The sequence below is a fragment of the Pseudomonas carassii genome, from assembly GCF_036324045.1.
Lineage (GTDB): Bacteria > Pseudomonadota > Gammaproteobacteria > Pseudomonadales > Pseudomonadaceae > Aquipseudomonas > Aquipseudomonas peradeniyensis.
The window spans coordinates 120,955-139,840 of the sequence record NZ_JAZDCT010000004.1 but is presented as its reverse complement, the minus strand read 5'-3'; the positions used below and the strand labels follow the sequence as shown (position 1 = coordinate 139,840).

Annotated in this window: 17 protein-coding genes and 2 tRNA genes; 11 read left to right on the top strand and 8 right to left on the bottom strand. The window is 66.7% G+C overall.

Annotated features, from left to right (window positions below; all coding sequences use genetic code 11):
* The first annotated feature begins 44 nt into the window (after positions 1-44).
* Positions 45-737, top strand: coding sequence for a DUF1266 domain-containing protein (locus V0R62_RS04565; RefSeq protein ID WP_028690154.1), 693 nt, complete (start codon positions 45-47; stop codon positions 735-737).
* Positions 734-3,379 carry a molecular chaperone DnaJ gene (locus tag V0R62_RS04560; protein ID WP_330102923.1) on the top strand — a complete coding sequence of 882 codons (2,646 nt, stop codon included), beginning with the start codon at positions 734-736 and terminating at the stop codon, positions 3,377-3,379. Before V0R62_RS04565 ends, V0R62_RS04560 begins: the two co-directional genes overlap by 4 nt.
* Here the strand turns inward: V0R62_RS04560 and V0R62_RS04555 are convergent.
* The 3 genes from V0R62_RS04555 to V0R62_RS04545 form a co-directional block, all read right to left on the bottom strand.
* Positions 3,373-5,079 (bottom strand): molecular chaperone HscC, encoded by a 1,707-nt coding sequence (locus V0R62_RS04555; protein WP_330102922.1) that lies wholly within the window; start codon positions 5,077-5,079, stop codon positions 3,373-3,375. The genes V0R62_RS04560 and V0R62_RS04555 overlap by 7 nt on opposite strands.
* Positions 5,080-5,236: 157 nt before the next feature.
* Positions 5,237-5,313, bottom strand: a tRNA-Asp gene (locus V0R62_RS04550).
* Between the two features lie 13 nt (positions 5,314-5,326).
* Positions 5,327-5,402 (bottom strand) — tRNA-Val (locus V0R62_RS04545).
* A 216-nt stretch (positions 5,403-5,618) separates the two neighbouring features.
* Between V0R62_RS04545 and rdgC the strand changes: the two genes are divergently transcribed.
* Positions 5,619-6,539: a recombination-associated protein RdgC gene (rdgC, locus tag V0R62_RS04540; RefSeq protein ID WP_232855770.1), complete on the top strand. Its 921-nt coding sequence runs from the start codon at positions 5,619-5,621 to the stop codon at positions 6,537-6,539.
* Positions 6,540-6,542: 3 nt separating this feature from the next.
* Here rdgC and V0R62_RS04535 read toward each other — a convergent pair whose 3' ends face one another.
* Positions 6,543-6,995, bottom strand: a complete 453-nt coding sequence (locus V0R62_RS04535; protein ID WP_330102921.1) for a protein YgfX — start codon at positions 6,993-6,995, stop codon at positions 6,543-6,545.
* Positions 6,979-7,233, bottom strand: coding sequence for an FAD assembly factor SdhE (locus V0R62_RS04530; protein WP_028690159.1), 255 nt, complete (start codon positions 7,231-7,233; stop codon positions 6,979-6,981). The genes V0R62_RS04535 and V0R62_RS04530 overlap by 17 nt, the downstream gene beginning before the upstream one ends.
* 133 nt (positions 7,234-7,366) lie before the next feature.
* On the opposite strand from V0R62_RS04530, the gene ygfZ reads away from it, so the two are divergent.
* Together ygfZ and V0R62_RS04520 are read left to right on the top strand one after the other, a co-directional pair.
* Positions 7,367-8,308, top strand: coding sequence for a CAF17-like 4Fe-4S cluster assembly/insertion protein YgfZ (gene ygfZ / locus V0R62_RS04525; RefSeq protein WP_330102920.1), 942 nt, complete (start codon positions 7,367-7,369; stop codon positions 8,306-8,308).
* A gap of 55 nt (positions 8,309-8,363) precedes the next feature.
* Positions 8,364-9,170: an HDOD domain-containing protein gene (locus V0R62_RS04520; protein ID WP_050703963.1), complete on the top strand. Its 807-nt coding sequence runs from the start codon at positions 8,364-8,366 to the stop codon at positions 9,168-9,170.
* Positions 9,171-9,193: 23 nt separating this feature from the next.
* Here the strand turns inward: V0R62_RS04520 and V0R62_RS04515 are convergent, their stop codons facing one another.
* Both V0R62_RS04515 and V0R62_RS04510 read right to left on the bottom strand, forming a co-directional pair.
* Entirely contained in the window at positions 9,194-10,573 is a 1,380-nt protein-coding gene (locus V0R62_RS04515; protein WP_096048587.1) for a sensor histidine kinase, read from the bottom strand.
* Positions 10,566-11,237, bottom strand: a complete 672-nt coding sequence (locus V0R62_RS04510; RefSeq protein ID WP_028690163.1) for a response regulator — start codon at positions 11,235-11,237, stop codon at positions 10,566-10,568. Before V0R62_RS04510 ends, V0R62_RS04515 begins: the two co-directional genes overlap by 8 nt.
* Before the next feature lie 199 nt (positions 11,238-11,436).
* Between V0R62_RS04510 and V0R62_RS04505 the strand changes: the two genes are divergently transcribed.
* The 5 genes from V0R62_RS04505 to V0R62_RS04485 all read left to right on the top strand — a co-directional run bounded on the left by V0R62_RS04505 (position 11,437) and on the right by V0R62_RS04485 (position 16,909).
* Positions 11,437-12,726, top strand: a complete 1,290-nt coding sequence (locus V0R62_RS04505) for an OprD family porin (RefSeq protein WP_330102919.1) — start codon at positions 11,437-11,439, stop codon at positions 12,724-12,726.
* Between the two features lie 31 nt (positions 12,727-12,757).
* On the top strand, positions 12,758-13,738 hold the full coding sequence (locus V0R62_RS04500) for a Bug family tripartite tricarboxylate transporter substrate binding protein (RefSeq protein ID WP_028690165.1): 981 nt from the start codon (positions 12,758-12,760) through the stop codon (positions 13,736-13,738).
* A 170-nt stretch (positions 13,739-13,908) separates the two neighbouring features.
* Complete coding sequence (locus tag V0R62_RS04495) at positions 13,909-14,367, top strand: tripartite tricarboxylate transporter TctB family protein (protein ID WP_186713085.1); 459 nt, start codon at positions 13,909-13,911, stop codon at positions 14,365-14,367.
* A gap of 3 nt (positions 14,368-14,370) precedes the next feature.
* The gene (locus tag V0R62_RS04490) at positions 14,371-15,885 is read left to right on the top strand and encodes a tripartite tricarboxylate transporter permease (RefSeq protein WP_330102918.1); all 1,515 of its coding nucleotides are present in this window, start codon (positions 14,371-14,373) and stop codon (positions 15,883-15,885) included.
* Positions 15,878-16,909: an AbrB family transcriptional regulator gene (locus V0R62_RS04485; protein WP_330102917.1), complete on the top strand. Its 1,032-nt coding sequence runs from the start codon at positions 15,878-15,880 to the stop codon at positions 16,907-16,909. The genes V0R62_RS04490 and V0R62_RS04485 overlap by 8 nt, the downstream gene beginning before the upstream one ends.
* 47 nt (positions 16,910-16,956) lie before the next feature.
* On the opposite strand, the gene ung is transcribed toward V0R62_RS04485, so the two are convergent.
* Entirely contained in the window at positions 16,957-17,649 is a 693-nt protein-coding gene (gene ung / locus V0R62_RS04480; protein WP_330102916.1) for a uracil-DNA glycosylase, read from the bottom strand.
* Between the two features lie 128 nt (positions 17,650-17,777).
* Here ung and V0R62_RS04475 point away from each other — a divergent pair, with 128 nt between their 5' ends.
* Positions 17,778-18,884, top strand: coding sequence for an enoyl-CoA hydratase/isomerase family protein (locus V0R62_RS04475; RefSeq protein ID WP_330102915.1), 1,107 nt, complete (start codon positions 17,778-17,780; stop codon positions 18,882-18,884).
* The last annotated feature ends 2 nt before the right edge of the window (positions 18,885-18,886 follow it).

The following is an 18,886-nucleotide window of genomic DNA, read 5'->3' as shown; positions in this document are numbered from 1 at the left end:
CTATACAATCCCCACCAGTTCCCAGCGCCTCCAGGACCCCTTTCATGGACGAAACCGCGCAGCACTGGCTGCATGCCCTCTCCGCCCCCATGGCCGCCCTCAACGGTGCCAGCTATACCGCACCCGACTATTTCGAGGGCGAAGACCAGACCGACCTCGAGCGCTGGTGGGGCATCAGCAACCGCGCCCAGTTGCTGGACATGCTCAGCATGGCCGACAACGGCCACGCCACCGAGATGAGCGAGGCCTACTGGCAATACCAACGCTGCCTGCCCAGCCAGTGGCAGGCCCTGCTCGACACCCTGCCCCCACGCGAGCGCATCCGCCACGAATACGCCGCCCGCACCTTCCCCGACTGCGGCCCGGGCGGCACCCGGGCCTGGGACCTGGGGCGCATGGGTTTCCTGCTGCGTGCCGGGGTCAAGAAGGGCCTGATCGATCGCGACGAGAGCCTCTACCTGCATTACCGCCTGGCCCTGCGCGCCCGCCATTACTACAACCGCTGGGACGGCTACCTGGCCGGCTACCTGTTCGGCAAGGCACTGTGGAATGCCAGCGACAGCAGCGACGAGACCCTGGCCGCCAACCTCGAGCGCCAGGGCTGCGAGCACTGGAACCGCTGCATCGTGCTCAACCTGCGCCTCGGCGCCCATGACCTGCTGGCCGGACTGCCCTGGGACATGCCCCTGCCCGAGCCCGCACGGCCCACCACGCTGGAAGAGGACTGCTGGTCATGAGTTGCTGGATTCGCCTGGGAATCGAACCGACCCAGGACCTGGACACCATCCGCCTGGCCTATCGCGGCCGCCTGCCCTCGCACCACCCGGAAACCGACCCCGAAGGGTTCCAGGCATTGCGGGCAGCCTACGAGGAAGCGCTGCGCCTGGCCCGCGATCAGGCGCCCCGGGAGGCCGAGCCCGCCGCCGGGGAAGACGCCCCCCATCCGGCACTCAAGCAGTTCCACACCCTGCTCGAGGAGCCGTCCCTGCGCTTCGACCCGCAAGCCTGGCAGCGCTTTATCGCCGAACTGGACGAGTTGCCGCTGGACGAACTGGACGACCTCGGCTGGCAACTGCTGCACACCCTGCGCGACTGCGGACCGCTGTCCCACCACTGCGCGAACCTGCTGGCCCGGCGCCTGGGCTGGGCCGAACAGCTGCTGCGCCTGGACGATCGCCACGAAGTGGAAGCTTTCCTCGACCGCCTGGAAGAACCCGACCCCTTCGACACCGCCTGCATGCGCGACTGGCCGGCCAGCGCACAGATGGAAAGCCTGTGGTATTTCCGCAGCCTCGAGTACTGCTACCAGCAGCGCCCACTGTTCGAATACGAGCAGTTTGCCGGCGTGCATACCTGCCTGGGCATGCCGGATGACCCCGCCCTGGTGCAACGCCTGCTGGTGCAGTTCAGCCAGGCCGGCATCCCCAGCCGGACCTTCCACGACCTGCTCCAGACACGCCAGCAACAGGCCCCGGACGATGCCGACCTGCTCTACCTGCTGGCTCGCCAGGCCGATGCCCTGGGCGCCGAGCAACAGGCTCTGGACTGCTGGCTGCGGCTGTATCGCGAACACCATCACCCACAGGCCGAACGCTGGCTGATCGACCTCTGCGCCCGTCACCAGCCCCAGCGACTGCCGTTGCTGATCCAAGCCTTCGACCGCCTGCACACCCCGGCCGGCTGGCCCGCCGAGCTGGACGACCCCGCGCAGAACTGGGGCAGCCCCGGGCAGTCCCCGCAGACCCTGGCGCGCTGGTCCGAAGCCTCGCGCCTGGAACTGCAAGGCATCGCCACGACCTTCATCGACTGGCGGCTGGACGGCGACGACGAACTGCCGCTGCTCGCCTGGCTGCTGCAGGACCAGCAGGACCACGACCTGCACCGCCTGTACTGGCAGGCCTGGGCGCTGCAACGTGGGGAAGCCGGCCTGCTGCGCCAGGTGCTCGCCCAGCCGCTCGCCGAAGATGCCCTCGACGCGCTGATCCTCGAAGGCTTCCAGCGCCAGGCCAGCCAGCAACTGCACTGGCTTGAACAGTCTCCCGTGGTCAAGGCGCTGGTAGACTTCTGCGCCAGCGACGACCCGGTGGCGGTCCTGCCCGAGGCCTTGACCGAAGACGCCATTCGCCCGGTCTGCCGCGAATGGCTGCGGCGTATGCGGGTCTACCCGGCCCACGCCCTGCACGCCCTGAATGCGCAATTCGACATGCGCCGCCTGTTCACCACGCCGTTCGCCCTGCAACTGCAGGACACGCTCGCCGAGACCGGCGTACTGCTACCGGCAATGCCCGAGGGTGACGCGTTGTGGAACTGGCACCGCCAACACTTGTTCATGCTTGCCCTGCTGGAGCAGCCCTCGCGCTGGCTGGCACTGATCGATCCCGTGCTGCCCGGGCAATTGCACTACCCGGTAGAACACCCGTTCGCCGCGGCACATGCCCTGCTCTGCCAACAATTGGCCAGCCCGGACGGCAGCATAGGGCTGCTCGGCAGCCTGGACAGCCGCGACCCTGTGCAGGCGATGATCTCGGCTCGCCTGCTGACCCTGCAGCAGGCGCTCAACAGCACCCGCCTGCCAAGCGCCCAACAACTGCTGGCCTGCCTGGAAAACGACGATGGCACCCTGCGCAGCGACTATCCGTTGGGCTACCTGCTGTTCTGCGCGGTGCTGTACCACGACCGATCACTGGACGAACAACAACGCACACGGTTGCGCCAACGCATTGAAGCCGCACAGCTTGAGGATGCCTGGTTCGACGCATGGCGCCAGGCATTGCTGGACGGCCGACCCAGGCGGCCGCCGATCGGCGTGCTTGGCGCTCTAGGCATCGACAGCCGTGCGTTCACCGACGTGCAGGATGCGCTGCGCAGCCTGCTCGACGAGTGCACGCCACCCAGGACGCGGTTGCTGCGCGCCCTGCAGAAGGTCAAGGATGATCCCGAGCAGGATCCCGGCCTGCGCTGCGCGATCATGGCCGTGCTGTCCTGGAGCGAACGTATGCTGCTCGATGAGATCAAGGAGCCGCCAGCACCGATGTGGGCCTTCTGGAAGCTCAAGAGTCGCCTGAACCGCACCGGCCTGGCGGCGCATGTCGCGGTCATCGCCTTGAGCGCCAACCTGATGCTTCATGTCCCAGGCGTGATGGTCGTGATCTGCATATTGGCGATCAGCGGGTTCCTGCGTCGCCTGCGCGATCTCGGCCACGGTGTGCCGACCCTGATGGTGGTGATGCTGCTGAGCCGGGTGCTGCCCTTCTCGTCACTGGTGCTGCTGGGCCTGCCCGGGGACAAGCTGCCGAACCGCTACGGCCCGGTACCCGGCAAGGGCCCAGCGCTGGAGGGTGGCCTGCAGGCCACCCTGCGCCGGCTCAACGGTCAGTAGCGCAGCTCGTCCAGCGCCTGGCTCAGCGCCAGGCGTTCACGGCTGATCTCGCCGGCCTGCTGCCCGGCGAGCACGGCGTTGAAGGCGTCCAGCCAGCTACCGATCAGCTCGCGCTCGTCGCCCAGGCTCTGCATCCAGGCCCGCTCCAGGCGGGCCAGCAGAGTCCGGTTGGGCAGCGTGTCACGCGGGTGGATCTTCAGCCGCGCCAGGCGTTCCTCGCTGGCCAGGCGCGCCTCGGCATCAAGGCCGGCGGGGCTGCGGTCGATGCTGTGACTGTGCTTCTGGCCGCTTTCGAGGAAGGTCACATCCACTTCCAGCAGACCGTTGATGTCGTAGCTGAAACGCACGTCCAGCGACTGGATCTCGCCGGTTGGCTGCAACGGGACCTCGAAACTGTCCACCAGGATGTTGTCCCGCACCCACGGCCGCTCACCTTGGTACACGGCGATGCGCACGAACTTCTGTTCCGGGTGGCTGCTGTAGAAGCGCTGCACCTTCGAGGTGGGGATCACCGTGTTGCGCTCGATGATCGGCGAGAACGCTCCGGTGACGTCATCGCCCCGGGACGAGGCCACGCCAAGGGTGTAGGGGCAGACATCGGTCAGGATCAATTCGTCGATGGCCGCGTCGCGGGCCTTGCAGGCGGCCTGGCTGGCGGCGCCGAGGGCGACGATGGTGTCCGGGTCCAGGTGCCGGTACGGCAAGCGGCCGAACAGCTTGGCCACCAGTTGCTGCACTTGCGGCATGCGCGTGGCGCCGCCGACCAGCACCAGGCTGTCCAGTTCGCGCGGGCTCAACCGGGCATCGCGCAGGGCCTGTTCGATCGGGGTACGTATCCGCGTCAGCAAAGGCGCCCAGATCGCCTGTAGCTTCAACTCGTCCAGAACCCATTCACGGGGCTGGCCGCCGGCGCTCCACTGCAATGTCCGGCTGCCCTCGCCCGCCTCGCGCTTGAGCTGTTCGATGGCGTCATGCAGGCTGGCCAGGGCCTGGGGTGCAAGCTCCTCGGCCTTGAGATTCCAGTCGCGCAGGCAGGCCTGCAACAACGCGTCGGTAAAATCCTCGCCGCCCAGGTAATTGTCGCCAGTGGAAGCATGCACCTCGATCAGCGGCAAGGCGTACTCCAGCACGGTGACATCGAAGGTGCCGCCGCCCAGGTCGAACACCAGGGTGCGCTCGAACTTCTGCTCGTGCAGGCCATAGGCCATGGCCGCGGCGGTCGGCTCGTTGATCAGCCGCTGGACCTTCAGCCCGGCCAATTCAGCCGCGAACACCGTGCGCTTGCGCTGCTCGTCGCTGAAATACGCCGGCACCGATATCACGGCTTCATCGACCGCGCAGCCCAGGTACGCCTCGGCATCCTGCTTCAACGCGCCCAGCACCAGTGCCGACAATTCTTCAGGCGTGAATCGATGCTCCCCCAGCGCATAGCGCTTGTCGCTACCCATGAAGCGCTTGAACGCCGCCGCGGTACGCTCGGGGTGCGTGGTCAATCGCGCCCGGGCGGCCTGGCCGACCAGGATCGAGCCGTCGTCATCGACACTGACCACCGAGGGGGTGAGCACTTCACCCACGGCATTAGGGATCAGCCGGGCTTCACCATCCTGCCAGACGGCAATCAGGCTGTTGGTGGTGCCGAGGTCGATACCGAGCAGTGGCGTGGAATAGGTGGGGGCGTTGGAGAGGCTGGCATCCTGCATGATCGGTCTCTGGCTTGCGATAGGAACCGACGCGGGGCCTGCTGGCCACATGCGGCGGACAGGGGCATTCTGGCGCAATGCCAGAAACAAAAAAAGCGACCCTAAGGTCGCTTTCTCTGTTGCTTCCGGGTGTTCAGTGGGCCCTGGAAGCTAAATATGGCGCGGCGGACGGGACTCGAACCCGCGACCCCCGGCGTGACAGGCCGGTATTCTAACCGACTGAACTACCGCCGCGCTATACATCGAGTGGTGGGTGATGACGGGATCGAACCGCCGACCCTCTGCTTGTAAGGCAGATGCTCTCCCGGCTGAGCTAATCACCCTTCGTCTCGGTGTGGCGCGCATTCTACGGAGGACCTCCCACCCTGGCAAGCACTTTTTTCAAAATTTTTGAAAAAAATTTCCAGGCCTTTCAAAGACCTAGCTGCGCGGCGATTTTCTTCCTCTATATAGGACTGCTGGCCCTATGACAGGGTTGGCCTGGAAGCGCCCCTCGGAGAATAATGCCCGCCTTATGTATTAAGGAGAGATTCCCCCTCATGTGGTTCAAGAACCTGCTGTCCTATCGCCTGACCCAGGAAGTACCGTTCGAGGCCGAGGCCCTGGAGGCCGCCCTGGCCAGCAAGCCGGCCCGCCCCTGTGCCAGCCAGGAACTGACCACCTACGGTTTCGTCGCGCCGTTCGGCAAGGGCGAGGACGCGCCCCTGGTCCACGTCAGTGGCGAGTTCATGCTGATCGCCGCACGCAAGGAAGAACGCATCCTGCCCAGCAGCGTGGTCAACGACGCGGTCAAGGAGAAGGTCGAGGAGATCGAGACCGAGCAGATGCGCAAGGTCTATAAAAAGGAACGCGACCAGATCAAGGACGAGATCATCCAGGCCTTCCTGCCGCGCGCCTTCATCCGTCGCTCGATGATCTTCGCCGCCATCGCCCCACGCCTGGGCATGATCCTGGTCAACTCGGCCAGCGCCAAGCGCGCCGAAGACCTGCTGTCGACCCTGCGTGAAGTGATCGGCTCGCTGCCGGTGCGCCCGGCCACCGTGAAGATCGCGCCGAGCGCGACCATGACCGACTGGGTCAAATCGCAAAAGGCCGCCGAGGGCTTCTTCGTCCTCGACGAGTGCGAACTGCGCGACACCGCAGAGGACGGCGGCATCGTGCGCTGCAAACGCCAGGACCTGACCAGCGAAGAGATCCAATTGCACCTGAGCACCGGCAAGCTGGTCACCCAGCTGGCCCTGGCCTGGCAGGACAAGCTGTCGTTCGTGCTCGACGACAAGATGGTAATCAAGCGCCTTAAGTTCGAGGAGCTGCTGCAGGAGCAGGCCGAACAGGATGGCGGCGACGAGGCCCAGCAACAGTTCGACGCCAGCTTCCAGCTGATGATGATGACCTTCACCGAGTTCCTGCCGGTACTGTTCGAAGCCCTGGGCGGCGAAGAGATCCCGCAGGGGGTCTGAGGGTCAGGCCGGCGCGGCCCAGCGGCGCCGGCTGAACTTCAGGCGCACCCGCAATCGCCGGTGCGCCTCACGATCCAGTGCATCCCTGGGGATGCACTGGCTCTGGCTGAACCTGCGCCCCTTGGGCACGAACCGCAACACCACCAAGGTCGGCAGGGCGACGCTATCCCGGCACAGACGCGCCGGCTGCCAGCCCCGGGCACGGCTATAGAGGTGCCAACCACGCAGGTCACGGCGCAGACCGGTGATGGCCTCGGGGTGGGTCAGCAGGATTCGCCGGGGAACGGCCCAGCAGGCGTGGGCAAGACAGGCGACGGCCAGCAGGCCGCGCAGCCATCCGGGCAGTGCCATCAGCGCGAGGGAGAGCAATGCCAGCGCAAGGCTGGCGAGGTAGGCCGTCAGCAGCAGGCGCGAGCCTTGCCAACGGCACTCGAAGCATTCACTTGGGCTGGACACGGTCCAGGATGATGCGGACCATGCGCTGCAGCTCCGGGTCCTCAGACTCGCTGCGCTCCATGAACCAGCCGAACATGTCCTGATCCTCGCAGGTCAGCAGGCGACGATACAGCTCGCGGTCCGCTTCGCTCAGGCTCGGGTAGACCTCCTGGGTGAAAGGTACCAGCAGCACGTCCAGTTCCAGCATGCCGCGGCGGCTGTGCCAGAAAAGCCGGTTGAGTTCAGTTTGTTCGACCATGGGGCCCTCCTCGAGTGGTCGCGCAGTATACCGCGCAGCGAACGAAGCGGCACAAGGCGTTGGTCTAGTCACCTACCTATTTTGTTACCGGCGTTCTATGATGGCCGCCAGTCTTTAGCTACCGCGATGACCCATGGCCGATTCCGCTTTCTTCTGTACCCTCTCCCATGAGGGCATCCTCGCCGTCCGCGGCTCCGACGCCGGCAAGTTCCTGCAAGGTCAGCTGACCTGCAACATCGGTTACCTCAGTGACCAGCACGCGAGCCTTGGCGCCCGCTGCATGGTCAAGGGCCGCATGCAGTCGAGCTTCCGTATCCTGCCCGAGGGCAATGGCTATCTGTTGGCCATGGCTAGCGAGCTGCTCGAGGCGCAGCTGGCCGACCTGAAGAAGTACGCGGTGTTCTCCAAGGCCACGCTGAGCGACGACAGCGCCGCCTGGACGCGCTTCGGCCTGCAGCAGGGCGACGCCGCCCTGCAGGCGCTGAGCCTGTCCGTGGCGGACGAGGCCGGCGCGACCGCCCGTCATGATGGCCTGATCGCTGTCCGCGCCTCGGCCGGCCGGGTCGAACTGTGGGTACCCGCCGATCAGGCTGGCGCCGTTGGCGAAAAACTCGCCGCCACACTGCCCGAGGGCACGCTCAACGACTGGCTGCTGGGCCAGGTCCGCGCCGGCATCGGCCAGGTCATGGGCCCGACCCGCGAGCTGTTCATCCCGCAGATGATCAACCTGCAGGCCGTCGATGGCGTGAGCTTCAAGAAAGGCTGCTACACCGGCCAGGAAATCGTCGCCCGCATGCAGTACCTGGGCAAGCTCAAGCGCCGCCAATATCGCCTGGCGCTGGCCGAGACAGCGGTACCCCAGCCGGGCGCCGAGATCTTCTCGCCGACCCACGGCTCGTCGGTCGGCGAAGTGGTGATCGGGGCCAGCACCGGTAGCGCCGTCGAACTGCTGGCCGTGCTCAGCGCCGAGGCGGTGGCGGACGACAACCTGCACCTGGGCAGCCTCGAAGGCCCGCGCCTTGAGCTGCTCGACCTGCCTTACGAACTGGACCGCGACCGGGAAATCCAGCGCTGACCAGCCCGCCCCGGCGACATGCCGGGGCTGCACCACCTTTGCCGTAGAGAAGTCCATGAACAAGCTGGCCGAGAAGGTCCAAGCGCAACTGCTCGCCGCCATCGACCGGGACGACCTGGTCCTGCCGACGCTGCCGGAAGTCGCCCTGAGCATCCGCGAAGCCGCCGAAGACAGCGAGATCAGCGTTTCCGCCCTGAGCAAGGTGATCGGCCGCGACGCCGCGCTGTCGGCCCGCCTGATCAAGGTGGTCAACAGCCCGCTGATGCGCGCCGCCGTCGAAGTCACCGACCTGCACACCGCCATCACCCGCCTGGGCATCAACTACAGCTGCAACCTGGCCATCGGCCTGGTGATCGAGCAGATCTTCCATGCCCGCGCACCAGCGGTGGAACACAAGCTGCGGGATATCTGGGCCAACAGTCTGGAAGTCGCGGGCATCAGCTATGAACTGTGCCGGCGCTACACCCAGCTCAAGCCCGACCAGGCCACCCTCGGCGGCCTGGTGCACCAGATCGGCGCCTTGCCGGTGCTGATCTATGCCGAGGAGCACAACGAGCTGCTGTCCGATCCGATCTGCCTGCATTTCGTGATCGAGCAGATCCAGCCGGTGCTGGGCGACAAGATCCTCAGCGCCTGGGAATTCCCCGAGCAGTTGGTCAACGTGCCCAGCCAGGTGCAGGACCTGGACCGGCGCACCGACCAGATCGACTACATCGACATCGTGCAGATCGCCCGTTGCATCAGCCAGCGCGAGCGCAGCCGGCCGCTGGCCGCCCTACCCGCCTACCGCCACCTGGGGCTGCCCTACGGCACCGAGCTGGATATCGCCGAGTTGCTGGATGCGCGGAGCATGCTGCGCTGAATCGACTTGCCCCACGATGACCTTCAATCCGCGATAAAACTCACCCGCACCTTCAGCCCGCCCCGCTCGCCATCGTGCAGGCTGATCTGCGCCAGGTGCGCCCGGCAGATCTCGCCGACGATGGCCAGCCCCAGCCCACTGCCCTGGGCGCTGCGTCGGTAGAAACGCTCGAACACCCGCTCACGCTCGTCCTCGGGAATCCCCGGCCCGTCGTCCTCGACTTCGAGCACGGCCGGCGCCAGTACCCGCAGGACCACATCGCCGCCGGGCGGGGTGTGCGCCAGGGCGTTGTCCACCAGGTTGCTGAGCAGCTCGTTGAGCAGGGTCGGCTCGCCCTTGAGCCACACCGGCGCCTCGGCCTCCAGCGCCAGGGCGACGCCACGGGCATGGGCCAGGGGCGCCATGGCCATACCCAGTTCACGGGCCAGCTGGCTCAGGTCCAGGCGCTGGGCACCACCCTCGGCGATGGCCCGGGCGCCGTTCTCCACCCGCGCCAACGACAGCAGCTGATTGGCCAGGTGGGTCAGCCGGTCGGTGCCCTGGGCCGCTGCCTCCAAGGTCTTGCGCCATTCATCCGGCTCCCGTGAGCGCAGCCCCAGTTCGACACGTGCCTTGAGCGCCGCCAGCGGCGTGCGCAGCTCGTGGGCGGCGTCGGCGATGAACTGCGCCTGGCGCTCAAACTGCCCCCGCAAGCGCTCGGTGAAGTGATTGAGGCCGCGCACCAGCGGCCCCAGCTCGCGCTGCACCTGGACCACCGGCAGGGCGCGCAGGTCATCCGGCTGGCGCTCCTCCACCGCCGTGCGCAAGCGCTCCAGCGGGCGCAGCGCGGCACTCACCGCGAACCACACCATCACCAGCGCGCCGAAGGCCAGCATACCCAGGCGCAGCAGGGTGTCGGCCATCAACCCGCGGGCCATGCGCACCCGTGCCTCCTCGGTCTCGGCCACGCGGATCTCGGCCATGCCGTTCATGTTCGGTTCGCTCACCGCCTTGAGCAGGCTGACCACACGCACGTCCTGGCCCAGGTAGGTGGCGTTGTAGAAGCGCGCTAGCGCCGGATAATCGTCGGTGCGCGGCGTGCCCGGTGGCGGGGGCGGCAGGTTCTCGTAGCCGGAAATCAGCTTCTGGTGGATGTCCAGCACCTGGTAGTAGATGCGCCCGGCGCTGTCGTAGGCGAAGGTGTCCAGGGCCACGTAGGGCACGTCGGCGCTGAGGGTGCCGTCGCGCTGCGACAGGCCGGCGGCGATGGTTCGCGCCGACGCCAGCAGGGTCCGGTCATAGGCGGTGTCGGCGGCTTCGCGACCGTTCCAGTAGGCGCTCAGGCCGCTGGCCAGCATCAGCACCACCAGCAGCAGCGCCAGGTTGCCCAGCAAGCGCCCGCGCAGGCTGCCGTTGTCACGCATCGCGGTGCTCGAGCAGGTAGCCCAGGCCACGGAAGGTGACGATGGCCACCGGGTGGCCGTCGAGCTTCTTGCGCAGGCGGTGGATGTAGATCTCGATGGCGTCAGGGCTGGCCTCCTCGTCGAGGCCGAACACCTGGGCCGCCAACTGCTCCTTGCTCATCACCCGGCCAGGGCGGGCGATCAGCGCCTCGAGCACGCTCTGCTCGCGCTGGGTCAGGGTCAGCGGCTCGCTGCCCAGGCTGAAGCGCCGTGTATCCAGGTCGTAGACCAACGGTCCGCAGCGCTGCTGCCGCTCGCCGCCGAGCACGCTGCGGCGCAGCAGGGCCTTGACCCGCGCCTCCAGCTCGGTCAGCTCGAAGGGCTTGGCCAGGTAGTCGTCGGCGCCCAGGTTCAGGCCGTGCACGCGGTCCTTCACATCGCTGCGGGCGGTGAGCATCAGCACCGGCAGGGTCTTGCCGCGCCCGCGCAGGCGCGCCAGCACCTCGAAGCCGTCCAGGCGCGGCAGGCCGACATCCAGCACCGCCACGGCGTAGTCCTCGCTGGCCAGGGCCAGGTCGGCGGCCACGCCGTCATGCAGCACGTCCACGGTCAGGCCCTGGCTCTTGAGGGCCTGGGCCACGCTTTCGGCCAGTTGCAGATGGTCTTCGACCAGCAGCACACGCATCGGATTCTCCCTGTTCGGCTGGGCTTTTTGCGCGGAGTGTAACCCCGTGGCGGGTGCTGTGAAGCCCTCGCCGGAAACCTTTCACGCTGAAAGGTTAGCGAAAGGTTGGTTGCCTAGCATCGCACCACGGTCGCCCCGCGCGCCGCAAAAAGCACCAGCAAGGTGCAACACATAAGAACAATAATTGGAGTCACCGACGATGCTGTCCATGCAGCCGCAGGCGTTCGCGCCTACCCGTTCGTTCGCCGCCCGACCTTCCGCCCTCGCCAGCGCCGTCGCCCTTGCCGGTGTCGCGCCCATCAGCCAGGCCGCCTTCTTCGAAGACAGCACGGCCACCTTCGAAACCCGCAACATGTACTTCAACCGCGACTTCCGCGACGGCACCAGCGCGCAGCAATCCAAGCGCGACGAATGGGCCCAGGGGTTCATGCTCAATTTCGAGTCCGGCTACACCGAGGGCACCGTGGGCTTCGGCCTGGACGCGCTGGGCATGGTCGGGGTCAAGCTCGACTCCAGCAAGGACCGCACGGGCACCGGCCTGCTGCCCACCCACGACGACGGCAAGGCAGCCGACGAGTACTCCAAGCTGGGCCTCACCGGCAAGGTCAAGGTCTCGCAGACCGAGCTGAAGATCGGCACGCTGATCCCCGAGCTGCCGACCCTGCAGCCCAACGACGGGCGCATCCTGCCGCAGACCTTCGAAGGCGGCCTGGTCACCTCGAAGGAAATCAAGGGCCTGACCTTCACCGGCGGACGCCTGGAAAAGGCCAAGGACCGCGATGACAGCAACTGGGAAGACCTGGCCCTGAACAACAAGAACGGCCGCTTCGGCGGCACCTTCAGCGCCGACAACTTCGACATGGGCGGCCTGGACTACCAGTTCACCGATCGCATCACCGGCAGCTACCACTTCGCCCAGCTCGACGACATCTACCGCCAGCACTTCATCGGCCTGCTCGCCACCCAGCCCTGGGGCCCGGGCACCTTCGGCGCCGACCTGCGCCTGGCGGTCAGCGACGACACCGGCGCGGCCAAGGCCGGCAAGATCGACAACACCACCGTCAACGGCATGCTCAGCTACACCCTGGGCGGGCACAAGGTCAGCGGCGCCTGGCAGCAGTTGTCCGGCGACAGCGCCTTCCCCTACGTCGATGGCGCCGACCCGTACCTGGTCAACTTCGTCCAGATCAACGACTTCGCAGGCGCCGACGAGCGCTCCTGGCAGGCACGCTACGACTACAACTTCGCCGCCCTCGGTATCCCCGGCCTGACCTTCATGACCCGCTACATCAGCGGCGACAACGTCAGCCGCGCCGCCGGTGGCGAGGGCAAGGAGTGGGAACGCAACACCGAACTGAAGTACGTGGTACAAAGCGGCCCGTTGAAGAACGTCGCCGTGCGCCTGCGCAACGCCACCTTCCGCTCCAACTTCACCCGCGACGCGGACGAGGTGCGGCTGCTGGTGAGCTACAGCGTGGCTCTGTGGTAACCCATAACAACAACGCTCACGGAGATAGACGATGACCTTTTCACTGCGCCGCCTCGTCCTGGCCACCGGTTGCCTGCTGCTGGCCGGCAACGCCCTGGCCGCCGAACCGAAACGCCCCGAATGCATCGCCCCGGCCTCGCCCGGCGGCGGTTTCGACCTGACCTGCAAGTTAGTGCAGAGCGCCCTGGTCAACGAGAAGATCCTCAGCAAGCCCATGCGCGTGACCTACATGCCCGGCGGCGTCGGCGCGGTGGCCTACAACGCCGTGGTCGCCCAGCGCCCGGCCGACGCCGGCACGCTGGTGGCCTGGTCCAGCGGCTCGCTGCTGAACCTGGCCCAGGGCAAGTTCGGCCGTTTCGACGAGAACGCGGTGAAGTGGCTGGCGGCGGTCGGCACCAGCTATGGCGCCATCGCGGTGAAGAGCGACTCGCCCTACAAGACCCTCGACGACCTGGTCGCGGCGCTGAAGAAAGACCCGAGCAAGGTGGTGATCGGCTCCGGCGGCACCGTCGGCAGCCAGGACTGGATGCAGACCGCGCTGATCGCCAAGGCCGCCGGGATCAACCCGCGCGACCTGCGCTACGTGGCACTCGAGGGCGGCGGCGAGATCGCCACCGCGCTGCTGGGCGGGCACATCCAGGTCGGTTCCACCGACATTTCCGACTCCATGCCGCACATCCAGAGCGGCAACATGCGCATCCTCGCGGTGTTCTCCGACAAGCGCCTGGACGAGCCGGAGATGAAGGACATCCCCACCGCCAAGGAACAGGGCTACGACATCGTCTGGCCGGTGGTACGCGGCTTCTACCTGGGGCCGAAGGTCAGCGACGAGGACTATGCCTGGTGGAAGGCTTCGTTCGACAAGCTGCTGGCCTCGGAAGACTTCGCCAAGCTGCGTGACCAGCGCGAGCTGTTCCCGTTCGCCATGACCGGCGAGGAGCTGGACGGCTATGTGAAGAAGCAGGTGGCGGACTACAAGGCGCTGGCCCGTGAGTTCGGGCTAATTCAGTAAGCCTCCCACGATCCCTGTAGGAGCGGCCTCGTGTCGCGAAAGGGCTGCGCAGCAGCCCCAGCGATTCATGCGCTGACGCTCAGAACCTGGGGCTGCTTCGCAGCCCTTTCGCGACACGAGGCCGCTCCTACAGAGGACGCGTCATGCCGATGAACCATGAGGATTCTCCCATGATCCTGCAACGCCTCTTCGCCCTGGCCCTGCTGGCGCTGTGCGCCGTGCTGGCCGTGATGGCCTGGCCCTACCAGGCCGCCTTCTCCTATGAACCGGTGGGCCCGCGCGCCTACCCGCTGCTGATGCTCGGCCTGATGAGCCTGGGCCTCTTGTACCTGGCGATCCGCCCCACGCCCATCGTGCGCAAGGACGACGAACCGGAACTGGACCGCGAAAGCCTGATCAAGATCGTCGCCTGCGTCGGCCTGCTGCTCGTCTTCGCCAGCACCTTCGAAGCCCTGGGCTTCATCCTCAGCGCCATTCTGGTCGGTGTGCCCATGGCCCGCCTGTACGGTGGCCGCTGGCTGCACAGCGCCCTGGTGGTGGTGGGCATGAGCCTGTTCCTCTACTGGCTGTTCGACCGCGTGATGGACGTGCCTCTGCCCCTCGGCCTGCTCGACGTACTGGAGAACTGACACATGGATACCTTGAGCTACCTGGGCCAGGGCTTCGGCGTCGCCCTGAGCCCATACAACCTGGTCACCGCCCTGACCGGCACCTTGATCGGCACCGTGGTCGGTCTGCTGCCGGGCCTGGGCCCGATCAACGGCGTGGCCCTGCTGATCCCCATCGCCTTCGCCCTCGGCCTGCCGCCGGAGTCGGCGCTGATCCTGCTGGCCGCGGTGTACCTGGGCTGCGAATACGGCGGGCGGATCAGTTCGATCCTGCTGAACATCCCCGGCGAAGCCTCCACCGTGATGACCACCCTCGACGGCTACCCCATGGCTCGCCAGGGCCTGGCCGGCGTGGCGCTGTCGCTGTCGGCATGGAGTTCGTTCATCGGCGCCTTCATCGCCACCTGCGGCATGGTGCTGTTCGCCCCGCTGCTGGCGAAATGGGCGATCGCCTTCGGGCCGGCGGAGTACTTCGTGCTGATGGTGTTCGCCATCGTCGCCCTCGGCGGCATGGCCGGCGACAAACCACTGAAGACCTTCATTGCCGCGCTGATCGGCCTGTTCCTCTCGGCGGTGGGCATCGACGCCAACAGCGGCGTGTACCGTTTCACCGGCGACAGCGTGCACCTGGCTGACGGCATCCAGTTCGTGGTGCTGGTGCTGGGCCTGTTCTCCATCAGCGAAATCCTCCTGCTGCTGGAAAAGACCCACCACGGTCACGTGGCGGTCAAGGCCACCGGGCGCATGCTGTTCAACTTCAAGGAAGCAGCCTCGGTGTTCTTCGTCAACATCCGTTGCGGCCTGCTGGGCTTCTTCATGGGCGTGTTGCCGGGCGCCGGCGCGACCCTGGCCAGTGCCGTGGCCTACATGACCGAAAAACGCATCGCTGGCGACAAAGGCAAGTTCGGCAAGGGCGACACTCGTGGCCTGGCCGCGCCGGAAACCGCCATCGGCGCCTCCTGCTGCGGCGCCCTGGTGCCGATGCTGACCCTCGGCGTGCCAGGCTCAGGCACCACCGCGGTGATGATCGGCGCGCTGACCCTGTACAACATCACCCCCGGTCCGCTGCTGTTCGAACAACAGCCGGACATCGTCTGGGGCCTGATCGCCTCGCTGTTCATCGCCAACCTGATGCTGATCATCCTCAACGTGCCGATGATCCGTGTCTTCACCCGCATCCTCGCCGTGCCGAACTGGGCGCTGGTGCCGGTGATCGCGATCATCACCGCGATCGGCGTGTACGCGGTGCATGCCACCACCTTCGACCTGTTCCTGATGGTCGGCATCGGCATCATGGGCTACATCCTGCGCAAGCTGGACTTCCCGCTGTCGCCGATCCTGCTGGGTTTCATCCTCGGCGGGCTGATGGAACAGAACCTGCGCCGCGCGCTGTCGATCTCCAACGGTGAACTGGGCATCCTCTGGTCGAGCCCGATCAGCATGGGCGTGTGGGTGCTGGTGGTGTGCATGCTGAGCCTGCCGCTGCTGCGCATCTGGCGCAAACGTGCCCTGCAGCGCCGGGCCATGGCCGATGCCTGATCGGTCGTTGCCTCTGTTCTGGGCCACCGGGCTGGTCGGTCTTGCGGGCGGTTTCGCCGCCAGCAAGGTCGGCTGGCCCTTGCCGTGGATGGTCGGCTCGTTGCTGGCGATCATCCTGGTGCGCTGCCTGACCCCCTGGCAGCTCAGCGAAATCCCCAACGGCCGCAAATGCGGGCAATGGATCATCGGCATCGGCATCGGCCTGCACTTCACCCCGGCGGTGATCGAGCAGGTGGCCAGCCACTTCGCGCTGATCTTCTTCGGCGCGTTGTTCACCACCCTCTCCAGTGTGATCAGCGTGTGGCTGCTGCGGCGCACCGGTGAAGACCGCGCCACGGCGTTCTTCGCCAGCATGCCGGGCGGCTCGGGCGAGATGGTCAATCTTGGCGCGCGCAACGGCGCGGTACTAAGCCAGGTGGCCGCGGCGCAGAGCCTGCGGGTGCTGGCGGTTGTGCTGTGCGTGCCGGCACTGTTCAAGTTCCTGCTCGGCGATGGCGTGCCGTTGAACCATGCCGGCAGCGTGAGCTGGGGCTGGCTGGCGTTGATCGCGCCGCTGGGGGTGCTGGTGGCGCTGCTCTGGCAGCGCCTGCGCCAGCCCAATCCCTGGTTGTTCGGGCCGTTGCTGGTGGCAGCCAGCGTGAGCCTGGCGGGCAACCTGCAGATCGGTCTGCCCAACGGCGCCAGCCAGATTGGCCAGTGGCTGATCGGTAGCGGCCTGGCCTGTCATTTCAATCGTGCATTCTTCCGCCGGGCGCCGTCGTTCCTTGGCCGAACCTTGCTCGCCACGGCGCTGTGCATGCTGATCGCGGCAGGCGCGGCCTGGGCGTTGAGCCTGCTGACGCACCTGGACCTGCGCTCGCTGACGCTGGGGATGATGCCCGGGGGCATCGCCGAGATGAGCCTGACGGCGGAGACCCTGCAACTGTCCGTGCCGCTGGTGACGGCGTTGCAGGTGATGCGCTTGTTGTTCGTGCTGTTCCTGGCCGAACCGTTGTTCCGGCGCTGGAATGCCAGCCAGTCATGATGTGCTGGCCTCTTCGCGGGTAAACCCGCGAAGAGGCCCTCAGCCAATCACAGCGGCGGCAACGCCCAATCGATCGGCGCCATGCCGCGTTGCTCCAGGAAGCTGTTGGTGCGGCTGAAATGCCCGCAACCAAAGAACCCACGGTAAGCCGACAGCGGTGACGGATGCACCGACTTGAGCACCAGGTGCTTGCTGGCATCGATCAGCTTCTGCTTGCTCTGTGCATGGGCACCCCAGAGCAGGAACACCACGTTCGGGCACTGTTCGCTGACCACCTGGATGATCCGGTCGGTGAAGAACTCCCAGCCTTTCTTCGCGTGGGACGCGGCATTGGCGCGCTCCACGGTCATGGTGGTGTTGAGCAGCAGCACGCCCTGCTCGGCCCAGCTCTGCAGGTAGCCATGCGCGGGGATCGGCAGGTTGAGGTCGCGATGCAGCTCCTTGTAGATGTTGACCAGCGACGGCGGCGTGGGGATGCCCGGCTGCACCGAGAAGCACAGGCCATGGGCCTGGCCGGGGCCGTGGTACGGGTCCTGGCCAAGGATAACCACCTTGACCTGCTCCAGCGGCGTGGAATTCAGGGCGTTGAAGATCAGCGGCCCGGGTGGGTAGATCTCCTTGCCGGCGGCGTACTCCGCACGCAGGAACTCGCGCAGCTGCTGCATGTAGGGCTGGTCGAACTCGGCGCGCAGCGCGGCTTTCCAGCTGGGTTCGAGTTTGATGCGATCGTCGTCGGTCATGGGGGCTTCCAAAAGCAAAGTGCCGCGACACTAGGAAAGCCGGGCCGGCTTGTCAATCGATCCGACCGACGACCGGCAGCTTCGCCGCGGCAGGCCATACTGAGGGGATGACCTGCGCGAGGTAGTCCATGTCCATTCAATGCGAGGTACTGACCGGCGCCGACGGCGCCCGTATCGGCATCGCCACCCTGGACGCGCCCAAGGCGCTCAACGCCCTGACGCTGCCCATGATCGAAGTGCTCGACGAACGGCTGCACGCCTGGGCCAGCGACCCCGGGATCGTCTGCGTGCTGCTGCGCGGCAACGGGCCGAAGGCCTTCTGTGCCGGCGGTGATGTCCGCGCCCTGGTCGAGGCCTGTCGCGAACACCCCGGCAGCGTGCCACCGCTGGCCGCAACGTTCTTCGCCAGCGAATACCGCCTCGACCATCGCCTGCACACCTATCCCAAGCCCTTGTTGTGCTGGGGCCACGGCCATGTGCTGGGCGGCGGCATGGGCCTGCTGCAGGGCGCCGCGGTGCGTATCGTCACCCCCAGCAGCCGCCTGGCCATGCCGGAAATCAGCATCGGCCTGTACCCGGATGTCGGCGCCAGCTGGTTCCTCGCCCGCCTGCCGGGCAAGCTCGGCCTGTTCCTCGGGCTGACCGGGGCCCCGCTCAATGCCCGCGACGCGCTGGACCTGGACCTGGCCGATCGCTTCCTGGGCGAGCACCAGCAGGAGGCGCTGATCGAAGAACTGCTGCAATTGAACTGGCAAGAGCAGACCGCCCTGCAGCTCAACAGCCTGCTCAAGGCCGAGCAGCACCGCGCCTGCGCCGAACTGCCGCAAGGCCAGTGGCTGACGCGCCGCGCCGTGATCGACGAAGTGCTCGACGTGGCCGATCCGGTGGCGGCCTGGCGGGCCCTGGCCGGCCTGGCCACGCACGCCGATCCCTTGCTGGCGGCGGCCGGCCAGCGCCTGCACGAGGGTTGCCCGCTGACGGCGCACCTGGTGTGGGAGCAGATCCGTCGGGCGCGGCACCTGTCGCTGGCGCAGGTATTCCAGATGGAGTACACCCTGAGCCTGAACTGCTGCCGTCACCCGGAGTTCAGCGAAGGGGGGCGCGCCCGTCTGCTAGACAAGGACAGTACACCGCGCTGGCACTGGCCGGATGTGGCGCAGGTGCCAGCGGCGGTAGTGGAGGCGCACTTCAGCAAGGTCTGGGAGGGACGGCATCCGTTGGCGGAACTGGGATGAAG